Genomic DNA, 16003 nt, shown 5'->3' on the forward strand with positions numbered 1-16003 from the left:
AATATTTTTTCTTACACTTGTAGCTTATCCATCAAATATGAACAAATTATTTCCATATTGTTTCCTATGTTTTAAAAAAAAGGAAAAATTTATTTATTTAATACATTTTCAATTTTATATTCCTTCTTTTTTTCGTCTAACCAAGTAGTATATTCTGTTTGCATTTTTTCTTCTATCAACGCTTGTTTAATTTCCTCTTTATGATCTTCAAATTTTGCTTCTTTCGCTTCTTTTTTATCTAACACTTGGATGATATGATAGCCGAATTCCGTTTTTACTGGTTCACTAATTTCATCTTTCTTTAAAGAAAAGGCTATTTTTTCAAATTCAGGTACCATTTTTCCTTTTCCAAAATATCCTAAATCTCCACCACTATTGGCATTAGAGGTGTCAGTTGAATATTCCTTTGCCAATGCTGCAAAATCCTTACCAGCTTTGAGCTTGTCCGCCACTTCCTTTGCCGTCTTTTCATCCTTAACAAGAATATGTCTTGCTTTTACTTGTTCCTTTTGATCATATTTATCTTTATTATCTGTAAAATAAGTCTTCATTTCATCATCGGTCACTTTAATTCTAGGTTCTAATAGTTTTTTTGTTAGTAAGTAATCTTCAAGGTCTTTTTTTAGGTCTTCAATTTTTGCTCCATTTTGTTTAAGGGCAGAGTTAAAGGCTTCTTCACCTCCATATGATTCTATTAAAGATTGAAGCTTAGCATCTTTTTCTTTTTCTGTTACCTTAACCTTTCCTTTTTCCGCTTCTAATTTCACTATTTTTTGCGAAATCATAGTATCAAGTGTATCCGTTCCATATTGTTCCACTAATCTTGTATATAATTCATCTTTGCTAATTTCTTCTTTTCCAACCTTTGCCACTACTTCATTTTTAGAAAATCCCTTACTAAAAATTACAACAAGGACAATTAATACAACACCTAATATAGGCAGAATCATCTTATTTAATTTCTTCATCTCATTTCCTCCTCTAAATACAACCATTTTTTTTTAAAATATATCTACAAAACGAAAAAAAGGAAACCGTGTTGAGGCTTCCTTTTTTCAGGTTTTGCCTATATTAATTCGTATTTTGATTACTTGTTAAATTCATTTGAACCGTCATTAGTTTTCCTTGACGATATAGCTTTAATGTTACTTGGTCGCCAACTTTTGAATGGGCGTATAAGTATTTTCGTATATCTCCTGATGCTTTCACTTCTTTATCATTGATGGAGACAATGACGTCTTGTTTTAACAAACCAGCTTTATCTGCTGCTGAGTTAGGATCAATAAAGGTGATCATGGCTCCTTGTTTTACTTTTTCAGGAAGAGTTGGGACATACTCTTGAGGTACCTCTTCTAAACTTACTAAACTAACTCCCATATATGGACGTACCACTTTACCGTTTTCAATCATTTGGTTAACGATTGGCACTAAATCATTACTTGGAATGGCAAATCCCAGTCCTTCTACTCCACTATTAGAGATTTTCATGCTGTTAATTCCAATGACTTGCCCTTGTGTGTTAATAAGAGCACCACCGCTATTTCCAGGATTTATTGCTGCATCTGTTTGGATAACATTTAATTCCCATTCACCAGCAGATGTAGAGACTGGGACACTTCGGTCAACCGCACTGACAATTCCTTGGGTCACGGTACGTGATAAATCTAAGCCCAGAGGGTTTCCAATCGCTAATACTTGGTCACCAGGACGTAGAACAGAGGAATCCCCAAAATCAAGAATCGTTTTCGCATATTTAGGATCTATTTTTAAAACAGCTAGGTCTGTTAATGCATCAGCACCAACTAACTTTGCTTTTGTTTTTTCACCATCGAAAAAGGAGATTTCAACTTCATTGGCTCCTTCAATAACGTGATTATTCGTCACAATATAGGCAGCATCATTCGTTTTCTTAAAAATAACTCCTGAGCCCGAACCGGTTTGAACACTTTCAGAACTTCCTGAAAAGAAGTTATTTTGGTTTTGAATATTAACAATTCCAACAATGGCTTTTGAAGCATTTTCAACAATGTCTGCTATGGAACCATTAGTTGTTTTCATAGCTGTTTGAGTTGGAGTAATAGATGCGGTTGTACTTTGCACATTGTTTTGGACCGGTTTACTTACTTCTGTTTGATACATTTTTTGAAAATAATCGGTATGTGGTGCAACCGTCAAAGTTAAAGCCGAGCCAACTACCCCTGCTGCAACGAGAGAAATAAATCCTTTTATAGGTGAACGGCCCGTTTTTTTTACATTGACAGGCTCCTCATATCGACTGGGCTGAATTTCATTTTCAGGTGTTTGAAAGGATTGATGATTGGTTTGGAGTTCATTATTAAATTCACTCATAACTATTTCCTCCTCTACATTAAGGAATGATTTGATTGATTAAGATATTTTTATATTAGCCAGAAAATATGACCAAACTATGAACAAACGGTTAAGAGACTTGGAAAAATTAGATAAAAATTATGAAAATGAATATGATTTTCCCAACAAAAAAGACGCCTTCTGGCGACTTTTTAAAGTGGTATTTTTATTGTGAATTTTGTTCCTTTATTAGGTTCACTTGTCACTTCTATTTCTCCATGATGAAGATGAACAAGTTGTTTGACGATAGAAAGACCGAGACCGAATTCCCCATACGGTGTAGAGGTTCTAGAAATATCCGCTTTGTAGAAACGACGCCATATTTTTTCTATTTGTTCTGGATCCATTCCAATCCCGGTATCTTCAATTTCGATAATTGTTTCATTTTTCCCCTGTTTTCCTCTTAACCATATTGCCCCGCTCTCAGTAAACTGAATACTGTTGGTCGTGATATTAATCATAATTTGAACAAGACGATCATAATCAGCATGTACCATGACATCCTTATCGACATCAATAATCAACTCAATATTTTTTTCTTCTGCTAAAATATCTAGCTGTTCTTTTATGATTTCTAATACTTCGTATAATTCAATATGCTCTTTAATCAGCTTTACTTGATTGGATCTAATTTTTTCATAGTCTAGATTTTCGTTTACAAGACGGATTAACCGTTTCGTTTCTTTACTTACTAAATTAATCCCTTTTTCTTTTTCTTCTTCGGCAATCATGTTGTTTCTAAAACCTTCGATAACGCCACTGATCGTAGTTAATGGAGTACGAAGCTCATGTGAGACATCTGCCATAAATTGCCGTCTTCGATTTTCTAGACTCTCAATTTCTTCATTGGAAGCATTAAGTTTTTCAACCATCTTGTTAAAATCCTGGGCCAACTCCCCTATTTCATCAAAATTAGAGGAATTAATGTTCACCGTATAATCTCCAGCTGAAACTAAGGAGGTTGCCTCTTGAATTCTCTTAATACGATTCACATGGATTCTTGAAAGTACCCAGCTTAATAAAAATGAAACTCCAAATGCAATTAAAACGGTGTACCATAAAAATTGATTGATTTGGGAAATCATTTCACGCGATCCACTTATCGGTGAGGTGAGCAGAATCCCTCCAACTAGAATGTCATCAACTAAGTATGGCAGCGCAACAAGTGATACATCTTGATCAAATCTCTTTAAATCTTGTTTGACAATAACAGTTTTGCCTTTGGTAATTTTATCCCATTCCGCTTCCGTTATTTTGAACCGCGGCCCTAGCTGTTCCCTTGGAAAAAGTATCATCCCATTTTCATCAAAAATACTCAAATGGATATTTCTTCCTACTAAAACATTATGGTACTGTAATAAAACATCCTCTTGATCCATTCTAGGATCTTGAAAGTCTTTTAATAAATTTTGACCATAGGAGACTAATTCTTCAACTTTATTTTGATACACCAGATTCTCCACATAATGAGCAAACAATAAGCTTAATATTAAAAAAGCCACAACAATGATACTGATATGGCTCAAAAATTGTTGATAGATATACTTAATCTTAATTTTCATTCGTCTCTACCAGGGATTCATCAAACTTATAGCCTACTCCCCACACTGTATGAAAAAAAGGCTGCTCGGCTGTACCAATCTTTTTTCGAAGTCTTTTAATATGAACATCCACCGTGCGCTCATCACCGTAAAACTGATAGCCCCAAACCCTTTCTAACAGTTGCTCTCTTGAAAACACTTGGCGGGGATGTTGGACAAAATAAGATAATAGGTCAAATTCCTTTGGTGTAAGATTTTGAATCGATTGGTTATGAATTAACACCTCACGTGTTTCCCTATTAATCTTAATATGCTTTGATTCCAATGAATGACCATCTTCTTTTTCATTATTTGTCTTGTTATATCTCCTAGCTACTGCCTTAATTCGGGCCATCAAAGCAAGCGGGCTAAACGGTTTGGTTACATAATCATCCGCTCCCATTTCAAGTCCCAACACTTGATCAGATTCACTGTCTTTTGCCGTTAACATGATGATGGGTATGGAACTATTTTCTTGTCTTATTTTTCGGCATAAAGTCACGCCATCCATACCTGGTAGCATCCAATCTATAATAAGGAGATCCCAGTCACTACTTTTATAACGATTGTATCCTTCCAAACCATTATTCACAAATTCACCTGTGATGCCTTCTTTGGAAAAAAACATTTCGACCATCTCGCATACACTTTTGTTATCCTCTATCATTAAAATTCTCATTTTTTTCACCTCATCAAAGCGGTTCTTTCTTTAAATTTAAAAACGATTCTCCAATATTATCAACACTTTTTCATATATTTCTTGATTTCTTAATCCTTTGGTCATAGATTTTTCATATATACCGTCTATTTTCTCCAAGTTACATCTCACATAAAAATGCTAATCTCATGAAAGTAATCCAACCTATGCTAAAATGATACTATACTTTTCATTACATTTCTTTTTACGGAGGAAAAGATGAGAAAAATATCTTTTTCAGCATTGTTAGAAATTTTGCTTGTTTCTACAAAGCTCGGACTTACCTCATTTGGCGGTCCGGTTGCTCATTTAGGCTACTTCCATGAGGAGTATGTTCGAAGACGAAAGTGGCTGGACGAGCGAAGCTATGCAGACCTAGTCGCCTTATGTCAGTTTTTGCCCGGTCCTGCGAGCAGTCAGGTAGGTATTGGAATTGGGGCCATGCGCGGCGGAGTCTTAGGCGGTATTCTAGCGTTTATCGGTTTTACCTTTCCTTCTGTATTGGCTCTTATTTTATTCGCCACCTTATTACAAAGCATTGACCTGGTAAACGCAGGCTGGGTTCATGGATTAAAGATTGTTGCCGTAGTAGTTGTGGCACATGCTATTTTAGGAATGTCACAAAAATTGACTCCTGATCTTCCTAAAAAAGCAATTGCTTTATTTGCTTTAGTGGTGACGCTGCTTTGGCAAACTGCTTTTACACAAGTGGCAATTATTCTTGCAGCTGCCATCCTAGGATATCTCTATTTTCGCAACCAAGAAAAGGAGGAAGCAGCCAGTCAGCCGATTCCTATCTCAAAGGCTTTCGCTTTAGTCTGCCTTGTCCTATTTTTTGGACTTCTCATTTTTTTACCAATTATAGTCAAAGCAACTTCTCTTGAGTGGCTTTCTCTTTTTGACCGTTTTTATCGATCTGGTGCACTTGTATTTGGTGGAGGACATGTCGTTCTACCATTATTAGAAAGAGAATTTGTTCCAGAAGGCTGGTTAAGCAATGAAGTATTTTTAGCTGGCTATGGCGCGGCGCAGGCCGTTCCAGGTCCTCTTTTTACCTTTGCAGCTTATATTGGTGCTGTGATCAATGGGTGGAAAGGTGGATTAATGGCCACCATAGCTATTTTTCTGCCGGCATTTTTATTAATTTTTGGAACTTTACCTTATTGGAATATATTAAGAAAAAATCCTCAAATTAACGGTGCCCTTGTTGGGGTCAATGCAGCAGTAGTAGGAATACTCATTGCCGCATTCTATCAGCCTATCTGGACCAGTTCCATTTTTACCTCAATCGATTTTGCACTGGCTGCGATACTTTTTACCATGCTTGTATTTTGGAAATTACCTCCATGGGTGATTGTTTTAACTGGTGCTTTAGGCGGTTATATCATTTCTTTCATATAGGCTCTTTTCTGAAACTTTGTTGCTTTTTGGAACTAATAAATAGGCATTTACCATATAGGGTGTTAAACTCATATGAAACTTAAGAAAAGAGCTGAGCACTTATTAAGAGAGACTGTAAACCATAATCTATACGAAAACAGCTTTCATATAAGAAGTCAAAAGAGGGTGAAAGACTTCACCCTCTTTTCTAACATTATTATTCTCTGTGCATCCCATCTCTGTTTTCAGAAAGTACCTCACTGGATGAAGAGGATGATGAAGATGATTCATCTTCCATATGGCGTGGTCTTCCCCACATGAATTCCCATGGATCTCTTCTCGGTCCTCTATGGTCCGGTCCTCTATGGTCCCGGTCCCGGTCTCGGTCCCGCCCATGGTCTCGACCTTCATTGATAATTTCAACCTCTTTTGCATGTATAACTAACTTATCTACATGAATAACTCTCTCGTTTCCACTTCTTTTTTCCTGTGACATTCAAACACCTCCTCTTTCTTCTATATCTTTATTCAGAACAAAGTCATTAGGTTTGGGCTTTATTTTTTTAGGCAAGATATTTTTTATTATAGGTATTCCGATTATTTTACTAAGAAAAAACTTTTTCATCTATTTTTATGTTGACAATATGCTTGGTAACATCATATAATTTATTTCAGATTCATATATCTTGAATTTGAGATAAATAATATCAAACTATTTTGGAGGAATATAAAATGACAAAAACAACTTGGGCTTTAGATACCGCTCATAGCAGTGTAGATTTTTCTGTAAGACATATGATGATTGCAAAGGTAAAGGGCTCTTTTAATAGCTTCAGTGCTACTATTGAAGCAGATCCAACAGACTTAACAACTGCTACTATTGAATTTACAGTTGACCTAGCAAGCGTTGATACACGTAACGAAGATCGTGATAACCATTTACGTTCAGCAGATTTCTTTGATGTTGAAAATCATCCAAACATGACTTTCAAAGCTACAAATATCGTAAAAACGGGTGAAGGTGAATACGATGTTACTGGAGATTTAACACTTAATGGAGTTACACGTCCTGAAACTTTTGCTGTAACTTATGAAGGAACAGGAAAAGATCCTTGGGGTAATGAAAAGGTTGGATTCAATGCAGAAGGCAAAATCAAAAGAAGTGAATACGGCTTAACATGGAATGCAGCGCTTGAAACAGGTGGAGTTCTTGTTGGAGACGAAATTAAAATTTCTTTAGAAATTCAGGCTGCAAGAGCATAATTTTGTATAAAGTTAAAGAAAGAGCCCTCTTAAAAGGGCTCTTTTTCTTAATAATGATAAAATCTTGGTGCTGGCCCCATCCGTTTTTCGTGGATTAAACCAATTAACCAAGGAACCATTACGAGGATAAAGAGGATAAAAGTAATAAGAAAGTTGGTTAAAAACGTTTTTTCTTTCCCAACAGACTCAGCGTACTTCTTAAAAAATTCCTCTGCTTGTTTATTTTGGATGACATTAGGATTAGTTAAAAATTCATTCTTTTCTGCATCATAATAATAAAAGTCCTTTTTCTCGAAGGTAAACAAATGTCCTCTTATTTCTTCATAATCCGCAAGGGCTATGATAATGGTGGAAGGATAAACTTCTACCTTCTCTTCATTTTCTTCTGTTTTAGGATCATCCTGCTTAATAACCTTCGTTACATCCCCTTTAAATGAGATGACTTGTTCAAGTGAAACGGTATTTTCATGGTAATAAGTATTATCATTTTGGAGTTTTTTCTCCAATTCTTTTAAAAATGTGTCTGATTCCTTTGAGGTTGCGAAGACAAAGCTAGAAAATGTAAATAACAGGACAACTAAAAACAGTGAAACTGCTTGTTTCATAGAATTTCCCCTCCCTTTTATACAAATTTATTACATTTTCACTATATTAATACTAAAATATGAAATTTGATTTTTTTCATTTTCAATTTTGGTATAAAAAAAATAAGCTGTCTTCATAGTCATCAACAAGACGACTAGGAAGACAGCTTATCAGTTGGTTATGACTTTGATTGATTATTTTCCCCTTGCGCTTCTCTTTTTCTTAAAAAGGGAAGCCCTTTACTATTCATCACTAACCAAACCAGGATCGGAGAAATAAAATTTAATGCAAATATGAAAATAACAAAAGTCCAAATAAACCATTTGGTATTGAAAATATGGATATACACCCAGGTATGATAAAAGTCCATCACATAACCTCTTTCTTCCTACTTTCATTCCTTTGTTATTATTCCCATAAAATGTGTCTTTTCAAACGAAATTTGAATAAGGAAAAGAAATAAGGAAATAAATGGAGTAGACAACCAAAGGGGGATGCCATCATGCAGGAAAACAACCAAAGTGCTCTTCGGGCTCTCTTTAGTATCCATTTAGATCATAATATTGAAGTGATTCATAACCTACTTGGAGATAGTGTCGATATTGTCAAAAGAGAATTTGTTTTTCATGGAAAAAAAGAGATAAAAGCAGTTTGTTTTTATACGGATGGATTGGTTAATACTCAAGGAGTCGAAAGACTAATTGAATATCTCATTTATAAAACGGCTGAATCTTCTAGAAGAAACGAAATGATTCATGACTCAAACTTTACGGAAGAAATGATTAAACATTTAATTGTAAACCCATCCATTAAGGTTGTAAAAGTAGTAGAAGATGGAATTGATGGAGTCCTTTCCGGGGATACATTAATTTTTCTAGACGGCTCCAATCAACCACTGTTATTGTCTTCGCGCGGCTGGGATACAAGGTCTGTTTCAGAGCCAGTAACGGAACAAGTTGTCAGAGGGGCTAGGGACGGTTTCACTGAAAATATTCGTTCAAATACTGCGTTAGTTAGACGACGTATTCGAAATCCTAATTTTCGGTTAGAAGCGATCAACTTAGGAAAAAAAACACAAACCGATATCAACATTGCTTACATCAAAGGAGTTGTAAGAGAAGGATTAGTTGAAGAGGTAAAAGAACGTCTTAAAAAAATAAAAATCGATGCCATTTTAGAAAGTGGATATGTGGAAGAATTAATAGCGGATGCACCTTACTCCCCCTTTACAACTGTGCAAAGTACGGAGAGACCAGATAAAGTAGCTGCAGAAATTCTTGAAGGGAAAGTCGCTATTTTTGTTGATAATACACCATTCGTTTTAGTTGTCCCAACTTACTTTTGGCAATACTTGCAAGCAAGTGATGACTATTATGCCAAATTTTATACCGGTTCCTTCTTTAGATTGGTTCGGTATTTTGCTTTTATCATTAGCCTTACTTTACCGTCTATTTATGTCATGCTGGCAAGCTTTCATCAAGAAATGATTCCTACCCCACTTGCCTTAACCATTGCATCTGGTCGAGAAGTCGTACCTTTTCCTGTTTTACTAGAAGCTCTTATCATGGAGATTGCCTTTGAATTGATGAGAGAAGCAGGTTTACGAATGCCAAAACCCGTGGGACAAGCTGTGAGTATCGTAGGTTCATTGATCATCGGACAGGCTGCTGTTCAGGCGGGAATGGTTTCACCTTTTATGGTTATTGTTGTGGCGGTTACAGGGATTGCCTCTTTTGCGATTCCGAATTACGCAGCAAGTTTTTCGATTCGATTAATACGTTTTCCTTTACTACTAGCTTCTGGGACATTGGGATTATTAGGCTTTGCTGCTGCTTTTTCTATTCTGGCGATTCACGCTTTATCCATTCGGTCATTTGGTGAATCTTATTTAGCACCAGCAACACCATTCCAACCCTCCGATCAAAAGGATTCCATCATTCGTTTTCCTTGGTGGAAAATGGATAAACAGCCCCAATTAGCAGAAGGTAAAGAAGAACGTGTAGCGGATGATAGTCTTCCTTCTCCCAATCAGGAGGAAGATTCGATTGAAGGATTGAAACAAAAAGAAAGTGACAATGATGATAATAAGAATAAAAAGACTAAAAAGAAGAGGAAACCTTCTTTCCGTAAAATCGGAAGGAGAGAAGAAGAATGATGTTTAAAAGATGGATTTTACTATTCCTCACTATCCTCATCCTTACTGGCTGCGCAAGTAAAAGAGAGATAAATGAATTAGCTTTAGTTATGGCTGTAGGATTAGATAAAGGCAAAGATGGCGGTGTTGAAATTACGGTTCAAATAGCGAGACCTGCTGATGCAAGAGGACAAACAGGTGCACCATCTGGGAATACAGGCGATCCAATATGGTCAGCATCTGCCGAAGGAAAAACGATTTTTGAAGCCATTCGAAATCTTGGCGAATTTTCAACCCGACGCATATTCTGGGCTCATAATTTTATTATCGTTATTAATGAAGACTTAGCAAAAGATGGGATTCAGGATATTTTAGATTTTTTCACACGAAACCCTGAACTGAGAATGAGAACGTGGGTGACGGTTACACCTGACAAAGCGAAGGATATCGTCTCGACCATGACAGGATTGGAAATCATTCCTGGTGAAGCACTGGATAAACTTTTTAGATATAGTTCGATTACCTCTTCAGCACCTAAAACAGAATTACTTGAAATCCAAAGGGCCTACCTTAGTCAAAGTACAGAACCCGTAATCGCTAGAATAAAGCTAGTTGATCGGGGAGTGTCGAATAAAAAAGAAGGACAAGAGGGTTCCTACAAACAAGTAAAACTTTCAGGTGCAGGAGTAATTAAAGATTCGAAGTTAGTTGGTACCCTATCAGCTAAAGAAACAAAAGGGCTCCTCCCTTTTATTGAAAAAGTTGAATCGGGAGTAACCGTACTTAAATGTCCTAGTGACGATGAAAAAACCATTACTCTAGAAACAATAAATGAAACATTTTCGGTCAAACCCAGCTATAAAAATAAAAGGCCGGCTTTTAAAGTAAAAATGGATGTTGAAACAAACCTTGTAGAGGCAGGTTGTCCGTTTTCACTTAAGAAGGAACACGAAGTGAATGAATTAGAAAAGGAATTGGAAAAGGAACTAAAAGGCAATATTGATGACGTGATCAAGAAAGCACAAAAGGAATATAAAGCTGATTTCCTAGAGTTAGGAAAAGTGTTTAATAACAAATTTCCTGCAGAATGGAAGCAAATGAAAAATCATTGGGAACAAGAATTTGTCGATGCCAAAATTACGGTGGATGTAAACGCTGAAATAAAAAGTTCTGTGTTATTGTACAATCCAACAAAATCGGGAAAGTAACACAATTGGCAAACACTAGAACTAGTGGGGTTAGAAAATGAAGGTACAAATTACAAATGGTATGTATATGGCGCTAATTATCAATATGGTGTATGCCAAATCCATTGGATTGACTCAAGGGAGCATGTCTAGGGAAGTCGGAAGTGATAATTGGATTTCTACGTTAATAGCTAGTATTTTTGCTATGGTATTACTTTATTTAACGGTTATCGTGAGTAGAAGATTACCTAAAAAGGACTTTCTCTCACAAGGAAAAGGATTAATCGGAAACCTGTCAGGGAGAATGCTGGGGTGTGTTTTTTTCATCTTCTTTTTAGGTGCTTTTGGTAGTGTTATGACAACATTTGTATACCATCTTAAAGATTATTTTTTACCAGATGCCCCCACCTGGATTTTTATTTTAGTTGCGATCATTGTAGGCAGTTACGGAATATACTTCGGCATTGAAGTCGTTGCTCGAATGGCATTAATCGGCGTTTTCTCGATTTTATTATTAAATATTTTACTGTTGTTAGGGTCAGTAGGACGATTTGATATTAACGAGCTCTTGCCTATTTTCCAGTCAGGTTTTTGGCCAGTTGTTCTTTCCAGCAGACACCATTTGGCCGATTGGTCTATGGTTATTATCATGGCTGGAATTATACTACCATTAGTTCGGCAACAAGATAAATGGGCTAGGTCAAGTCTGGCTGGAGTCGCTTTCGGAACCATTTTTATTATTATGTGGCCAATTTTAGAAACAGGGGTTTTGTCCGCAGAGGTAACAGGACAATATATTGTATCCTGTATGCAAATGGCTCGAAGTGCACAAATAGGTATTTACATCCACCGTTATGAAATGATCATGATCGCCTTTTTTGCTATTTCCATTCTAACTCAAATTATGATGACTTTGTTTTGTGCCTCTGTAAGTGTACAACGAATTTTCAATCTTAAAGATTATCGTACGATTATCATTCCTGTTTCCCTTTTATTTGGTCTTTATGGATACTGGATTGTAAATGATCATCATAGAGCCATGAAAATAACTGAAAACCTGTGGGTGTATTTGGCATTATCTGTATCCATCTTAGTTCCCATATTGCTCTTTATATTAGGGTTTTTCTTTGGAAAGGAAAAGGAAAATATGCAATCTGAATCATAAGAGGTAACCAATTGCAGGTTACCTCTTTTTGCTATTTTTATGTATGTCTCTTTAACACTAAAATTTCCAATTTTTCTCTGCTTACAGTATAATTTTTTTAAATGCTTTCAGGCATTTTAAATAGTCGGAAATTTCTTTAGGGAGAGAAAGCATATGCATAAAAATGAATCCTTATATCATTACATCATCAGCCATGCAACGGAATTAACAACGATATGGATTAACTCTTTAAATTCAAACACATCTTCCATCTATTCCGTACATTCCGACATAAATATTTTATCCAAACTAAAAGAGCAAAATCGCCATTTTATTGAAAGTGTCAGTAAAATATTTATTGAAGACAAAGAAACATTTTTTCTTCATTTCCATGAGTGGGTTGTGACTGTAGCACGTGACCGTGTGAAATCCAATACTCCCATTACCGAGGTTATTACCCAATTCAATCGTTTTAGAACCTTTTATTGGGAGATGATTGAGAAATTCTGTAAAGAATATGAAGCAAATATTAGTCATCAAGATATCCTGCTGTGGAGCAAAGTCATTAATCAAGCTTTTGATGAATACATTCAAGCCTTTATTACTCAATATCAACGTTTTACTAGCCACAAACTCGAGACCCAGCAGGCAACCATAACGGAATTAACGATACCGGTTATTCCAATTACAGAGGAAATTGCAGTGCTTCCATTAATTGGTGATATTGATTCCTTCCGGGCGACATTACTTAGAGAAAACACACTGTTTCAGTGCAGCGAGAAAAAGATTAGTCATTTGTTTATTGATTTTTCTGGGGTTGCGATTCTAGATAAGATGATTGCCCATCATCTCTTTCAATTAATATATGCTCTAAAATTACTTGGCATTGAGACTACCCTTTCAGGAATGAGCCCTCAAGTAGCCAAAATTTCTAACGAGCTAGGTATTGATTTCCGAGATATCACTATCAAACCAAACCTAGCTAAAGCCCTAGCACCACTTGGCCTAACCCCTGCAAGTAAATAACATATACATTTTACCGCTTTAAAGCGCCGGGGGTCAGACCCCCGATGCGTTAAAGCGGTAAAGTTTTTTTACTTTTGTTTTGTATGTTTTTTGTTTGATTTTTGTGTTATTTTTTTTGATGTTGAGGGTATTTTCCGACTAGGTGGATGGCGCTTATGATTCGTTTATTGATCCATTTTCGGTTTTCGTTGGTATTCAATTGCTCAAATACTCTTTTCCGTCCTTCATCTGTTGTTACATAATGACTGGGCAGTGTATTTAAACTAAGTGCGACAATATCATTCAGGCATTTTTGACATTGGCAAAAGGTTTGATATTCTGGCCCAAGCATTAGGACTTTCACTAAGGTAGTAACTACTTCTTCCATCGCATTTACATAATCCTTCTCCAATTTCACCACACCACTTTCTATGTTCCTTCCTTACAAACACTCTTATACATGTTCCACAACCTATAGTCTTTCCATTCTATTGGCTAAATAGGGCTTATTAAATAAAAAACTTACCAATCAAAATCCAATAAATATCTTGAAACAGTATATTTTAGGCTGTTTTTTCAAAAAGTATTATAGTCTTTGTATCCTAATTAACGGAAATGGAAGTGAAATCATGGACCAAACTTTAGGATTTCTTAGGGAGACGTTGTCAAACTATACTGAACAGTATACCATTGGTCAACGAATTTATGAAAAAGTAACAAAAGGAAAATTTTCTTCTGAAGGCGAGTTTGTACGAAATCTTTCCACGGAAGAAATTGATTTTCTCAATAAAATTCTTCCGGATGAAATTCAATATGCCAAGGATGAACGAGATCAAAAACGAGCCCATGAACTAAACGAAGTCTACGAATTATTATTTTAATCATCGTATTGCAGGAATAGATAAAATTCATTTACAAATGATTGGAGAGTTAGACATGGCTAATAAAAATACACCTGATAAAGAAAATTTAAATCTTGCTGGAAGATACTATGAAGTGGAGGATTACAGTAAAAATGATGAGTTATCCTCTGGATTAGCTACTACTCATGAACAAGTAAGTGATACTTATATGGAAGGCGAAATAATGCCTGTGATCGAGAATGTTAACGGGAAGGACCTTAACATTCCTGAAAATGGGTATAAGACTGAATAGAAAAAAAAAGAGAAACAGCTCCTACTTAGAAGCTGTTTCTCTTTTTAATCCTCATCCTTTTCAACATAAGGATCATGCTCGTATGCAGGTAAATCCCCAAAGGTTGTCATAATCCCTTCCTCATCTAATGCTTCTTCATATCTTTCATGCTGTGAGTTAGGATAAACGGTAACATTTTTTCCATACATATCATTGCCTATAAAATTTTCAAAGTCTTCTACATAGCCTATATTTTCTAAGGGCTCTATATTTGTATCATTATAGTGGTCGATTGGGATGTTAAAATCAGACGGGGTTTCTGAGGTACCCCATTGCGCTACTTCTTGCCAGGAATCCTCTGCATCATAAGCTACATCCTCATCTTTTTCGTCCATATCAAATTTACCAAATGGAGTCATTAAGACCCCTTCTTCAAGTGGTCTTTTATGGGAAATATGTTGATCTGGACTGTGTTCCTTACAGTAAGTTGTAGTCGGGAGTGCTTCCAATCTTTCTGATGATATTTCTTTATTACATACCTGACAAATGCCGTAGGTGCCTTTGTCCATGGCTGACAATGCTTGATTAATATTCTCGAGCTCTAACTTATAATGTTCCTCTAAGGCAATATCTTTTTCTCGTTCATAAAGAGCCGTCCCTTCATCGGCTGGATGGTTATCATAACTCGATAATTCACCCATCGCTTCGTGAAAATGCCCTCTATTTAGTCCAAAGTTATCATTTTGTTCTAGACCTTCTTCTAAACGTGTTTTTTCATCCAGTAAATAAGCTTTGAGCTCAGAAAGTTTCGCTGATGAAAGCATTTCGTTACCCCTTTCGGTATTTCATCTTATACAACATTAAATGCTATATGTATTATTGTTCCATTACCTTCGGTGAACCATTCAACAAATAAATTTCGCATAGAAAACTTGATTTTGAAAAAAATAAGAAAAATACCTTACACTAAGGAGAATCCTATGGTTAACGAAAACTTTGATAAATTCAGCGAAGTACAAAAAAAACATCAGGGCGTCTATATCGGTGGCAAGGACCAACCGCCGGGCCTAAATGATGAAGAATACAATAATCAAGACAATACAGATAAATCAGTAGGTGCTACTGGTCGTAAATGGAGAGGGTAATATTTCCGTTATTTGATGAAAAATATTTCGGTTGATTTAGCGAGCAAGATCATAAAAAAGTAATGGCTGATTCACTTATTGAATCAGCCATTTTTGTAATCGATCAGCCGCCAAAGAAGAAATCAAGTACATTACTAGCGGTGGAGGAGTTCTTATTATAAAATTCGGAGTACCCACAATTTTTACAAAAAACCACTAAAAAGCGATTGTTTTGTATATCAAACATTTTCGATAAACCTGTTCCTGTCATCGCTACTTCCTTTGTTCCCGCTTCTTTGCTGCCACATTTTATACACCCTTTGTCACTCATTATAAGCCACCTCACCTTTCTTTATGTCTTATTTACGATTTGACAGTGAATTGGTTTCAGAAAACTATG

The 16003-nt window shown here is 35.9% G+C and carries 18 protein-coding genes; 9 read left to right on the forward strand and 9 right to left on the reverse strand.

The window, feature by feature from the left end:
- Window positions 1-89 precede the first annotated feature (89 nt).
- From ACSBPO_RS18240 to ACSBPO_RS18255, 4 genes are all read right to left on the reverse strand, one after another.
- A complete protein-coding gene (locus ACSBPO_RS18240; protein WP_442595785.1) occupies window positions 90-968 on the reverse strand; it encodes a foldase protein PrsA in 879 nt (292 codons plus the stop codon).
- 103 nt (window positions 969-1071) lie between these two features.
- Window positions 1072-2349: a S1C family serine protease gene (locus ACSBPO_RS18245; protein WP_442595787.1), complete on the reverse strand. Its 1278-nt coding sequence runs from the start codon at window positions 2347-2349 to the stop codon at window positions 1072-1074.
- A gap of 173 nt (window positions 2350-2522) precedes the next feature.
- Window positions 2523-3926, reverse strand: coding sequence for a sensor histidine kinase (locus ACSBPO_RS18250; RefSeq protein ID WP_442600403.1), 1404 nt, complete (start codon window positions 3924-3926; stop codon window positions 2523-2525).
- Window positions 3922-4629 carry a winged helix-turn-helix domain-containing protein gene (locus tag ACSBPO_RS18255; RefSeq protein WP_442595789.1) on the reverse strand — a complete coding sequence of 236 codons (708 nt, stop codon included), beginning with the start codon at window positions 4627-4629 and terminating at the stop codon, window positions 3922-3924. Before ACSBPO_RS18255 ends, ACSBPO_RS18250 begins: the two co-directional genes overlap by 5 nt.
- A 237-nt stretch (window positions 4630-4866) precedes the next feature.
- Between ACSBPO_RS18255 and ACSBPO_RS18260 the strand changes: the two genes are divergently transcribed.
- A complete protein-coding gene (locus tag ACSBPO_RS18260; protein ID WP_442595791.1) occupies window positions 4867-6048 on the forward strand; it encodes a chromate transporter in 1182 nt (393 codons plus the stop codon).
- 196 nt (window positions 6049-6244) lie between these two features.
- On the opposite strand, the gene ACSBPO_RS18265 is transcribed toward ACSBPO_RS18260, so the two are convergent.
- Window positions 6245-6523 carry a hypothetical protein gene (locus ACSBPO_RS18265; protein WP_442595792.1) on the reverse strand — a complete coding sequence of 93 codons (279 nt, stop codon included), beginning with the start codon at window positions 6521-6523 and terminating at the stop codon, window positions 6245-6247.
- Between the two features lie 236 nt (window positions 6524-6759).
- On the opposite strand from ACSBPO_RS18265, the gene ACSBPO_RS18270 reads away from it, so the two are divergent.
- On the forward strand, window positions 6760-7290 hold the full coding sequence (locus ACSBPO_RS18270; RefSeq protein WP_442595794.1) for a YceI family protein: 531 nt from the start codon (window positions 6760-6762) through the stop codon (window positions 7288-7290).
- A gap of 47 nt (window positions 7291-7337) precedes the next feature.
- Here ACSBPO_RS18270 and ACSBPO_RS18275 read toward each other — a convergent pair whose 3' ends face one another.
- A complete protein-coding gene (locus ACSBPO_RS18275; protein WP_442595796.1) occupies window positions 7338-7895 on the reverse strand; it encodes a hypothetical protein in 558 nt (185 codons plus the stop codon).
- A gap of 482 nt (window positions 7896-8377) precedes the next feature.
- On the opposite strand from ACSBPO_RS18275, the gene ACSBPO_RS18280 reads away from it, so the two are divergent.
- The 4 genes from ACSBPO_RS18280 (at window position 8378) to ACSBPO_RS18295 (ending at window position 13366) form a co-directional block, all read left to right on the forward strand.
- Complete coding sequence (locus tag ACSBPO_RS18280; protein ID WP_442595798.1) at window positions 8378-10030, forward strand: spore germination protein; 1653 nt, start codon at window positions 8378-8380, stop codon at window positions 10028-10030.
- Complete coding sequence (locus ACSBPO_RS18285) at window positions 10027-11217, forward strand: Ger(x)C family spore germination protein (protein WP_442595800.1); 1191 nt, start codon at window positions 10027-10029, stop codon at window positions 11215-11217. The genes ACSBPO_RS18280 and ACSBPO_RS18285 overlap by 4 nt, the downstream gene beginning before the upstream one ends.
- Window positions 11218-11254: 37 nt before the next feature.
- Window positions 11255-12361 carry a GerAB/ArcD/ProY family transporter gene (locus tag ACSBPO_RS18290; RefSeq protein ID WP_442595802.1) on the forward strand — a complete coding sequence of 369 codons (1107 nt, stop codon included), beginning with the start codon at window positions 11255-11257 and terminating at the stop codon, window positions 12359-12361.
- 153 nt (window positions 12362-12514) lie between these two features.
- Window positions 12515-13366: an STAS domain-containing protein gene (locus ACSBPO_RS18295; protein ID WP_442595804.1), complete on the forward strand. Its 852-nt coding sequence runs from the start codon at window positions 12515-12517 to the stop codon at window positions 13364-13366.
- Window positions 13367-13472: 106 nt separating this feature from the next.
- Here the strand turns inward: ACSBPO_RS18295 and ACSBPO_RS18300 are convergent, their stop codons facing one another.
- Window positions 13473-13757 (reverse strand): late competence development ComFB family protein, encoded by a 285-nt coding sequence (locus tag ACSBPO_RS18300; RefSeq protein WP_442595805.1) that lies wholly within the window; start codon window positions 13755-13757, stop codon window positions 13473-13475.
- A gap of 217 nt (window positions 13758-13974) precedes the next feature.
- Between ACSBPO_RS18300 and ACSBPO_RS18305 the strand changes: the two genes are divergently transcribed.
- Together ACSBPO_RS18305 and ACSBPO_RS18310 are read left to right on the forward strand one after the other, a co-directional pair.
- Window positions 13975-14226 carry a sigma-G-dependent sporulation-specific acid-soluble spore protein CsgA gene (locus ACSBPO_RS18305; RefSeq protein WP_442595807.1) on the forward strand — a complete coding sequence of 84 codons (252 nt, stop codon included), beginning with the start codon at window positions 13975-13977 and terminating at the stop codon, window positions 14224-14226.
- Between the two features lie 55 nt (window positions 14227-14281).
- Complete coding sequence (locus ACSBPO_RS18310; protein ID WP_442595809.1) at window positions 14282-14500, forward strand: DUF4025 domain-containing protein; 219 nt, start codon at window positions 14282-14284, stop codon at window positions 14498-14500.
- 44 nt (window positions 14501-14544) lie between these two features.
- Here ACSBPO_RS18310 and ACSBPO_RS18315 read toward each other — a convergent pair whose 3' ends face one another.
- A complete protein-coding gene (locus tag ACSBPO_RS18315) occupies window positions 14545-15303 on the reverse strand; it encodes a TraR/DksA C4-type zinc finger protein (protein ID WP_442595811.1) in 759 nt (252 codons plus the stop codon).
- A gap of 156 nt (window positions 15304-15459) precedes the next feature.
- Here ACSBPO_RS18315 and ACSBPO_RS18320 point away from each other — a divergent pair, with 156 nt between their 5' ends.
- Window positions 15460-15624: a hypothetical protein gene (locus tag ACSBPO_RS18320; RefSeq protein ID WP_442595813.1), complete on the forward strand. Its 165-nt coding sequence runs from the start codon at window positions 15460-15462 to the stop codon at window positions 15622-15624.
- Between the two features lie 103 nt (window positions 15625-15727).
- Here the strand turns inward: ACSBPO_RS18320 and ACSBPO_RS18325 are convergent, their stop codons facing one another.
- Window positions 15728-15934 carry a zinc ribbon domain-containing protein gene (locus ACSBPO_RS18325; RefSeq protein WP_442595815.1) on the reverse strand — a complete coding sequence of 69 codons (207 nt, stop codon included), beginning with the start codon at window positions 15932-15934 and terminating at the stop codon, window positions 15728-15730.
- Between the last annotated feature and the right edge of the window lie 69 nt (window positions 15935-16003).

This window comes from Neobacillus sp. D3-1R (assembly GCF_052180215.1).
GTDB lineage: Bacteria > Bacillota > Bacilli > Bacillales > Cytobacillaceae > Pseudoneobacillus.

Excerpts from the sequence above, each read along its gene's own strand:
- ACSBPO_RS18240 (WP_442595785.1), bottom strand. The coding sequence starts at position 968 with ATGAAGAAATTAAATAAGATGATTCTGCCTATATTAGGTGTTGTATTA.
- ACSBPO_RS18245 (WP_442595787.1), bottom strand. The coding sequence starts at position 2,349 with ATGAGTGAATTTAATAATGAACTCCAAACCAATCATCAATCCTTTCAA.
- ACSBPO_RS18255 (WP_442595789.1), bottom strand. The coding sequence starts at position 4,629 with ATGAGAATTTTAATGATAGAGGATAACAAAAGTGTATGCGAGATGGTC.
- ACSBPO_RS18260 (WP_442595791.1), top strand. The coding sequence starts at position 4,867 with ATGAGAAAAATATCTTTTTCAGCATTGTTAGAAATTTTGCTTGTTTCT.
- ACSBPO_RS18265 (WP_442595792.1), bottom strand. The coding sequence starts at position 6,523 with ATGTCACAGGAAAAAAGAAGTGGAAACGAGAGAGTTATTCATGTAGAT.
- ACSBPO_RS18270 (WP_442595794.1), top strand. The coding sequence starts at position 6,760 with ATGACAAAAACAACTTGGGCTTTAGATACCGCTCATAGCAGTGTAGAT.
- ACSBPO_RS18275 (WP_442595796.1), bottom strand. The coding sequence starts at position 7,895 with ATGAAACAAGCAGTTTCACTGTTTTTAGTTGTCCTGTTATTTACATTT.
- ACSBPO_RS18280 (WP_442595798.1), top strand. The coding sequence starts at position 8,378 with ATGCAGGAAAACAACCAAAGTGCTCTTCGGGCTCTCTTTAGTATCCAT.
- ACSBPO_RS18285 (WP_442595800.1), top strand. The coding sequence starts at position 10,027 with ATGATGTTTAAAAGATGGATTTTACTATTCCTCACTATCCTCATCCTT.
- ACSBPO_RS18290 (WP_442595802.1), top strand. The coding sequence starts at position 11,255 with ATGAAGGTACAAATTACAAATGGTATGTATATGGCGCTAATTATCAAT.
- ACSBPO_RS18295 (WP_442595804.1), top strand. The coding sequence starts at position 12,515 with ATGCATAAAAATGAATCCTTATATCATTACATCATCAGCCATGCAACG.
- ACSBPO_RS18305 (WP_442595807.1), top strand. The coding sequence starts at position 13,975 with ATGGACCAAACTTTAGGATTTCTTAGGGAGACGTTGTCAAACTATACT.
- ACSBPO_RS18310 (WP_442595809.1), top strand. The coding sequence starts at position 14,282 with ATGGCTAATAAAAATACACCTGATAAAGAAAATTTAAATCTTGCTGGA.
- ACSBPO_RS18315 (WP_442595811.1), bottom strand. The coding sequence starts at position 15,303 with ATGCTTTCATCAGCGAAACTTTCTGAGCTCAAAGCTTATTTACTGGAT.
- ACSBPO_RS18320 (WP_442595813.1), top strand. The coding sequence starts at position 15,460 with ATGGTTAACGAAAACTTTGATAAATTCAGCGAAGTACAAAAAAAACAT.
- ACSBPO_RS18325 (WP_442595815.1), bottom strand. The coding sequence starts at position 15,934 with ATGAGTGACAAAGGGTGTATAAAATGTGGCAGCAAAGAAGCGGGAACA.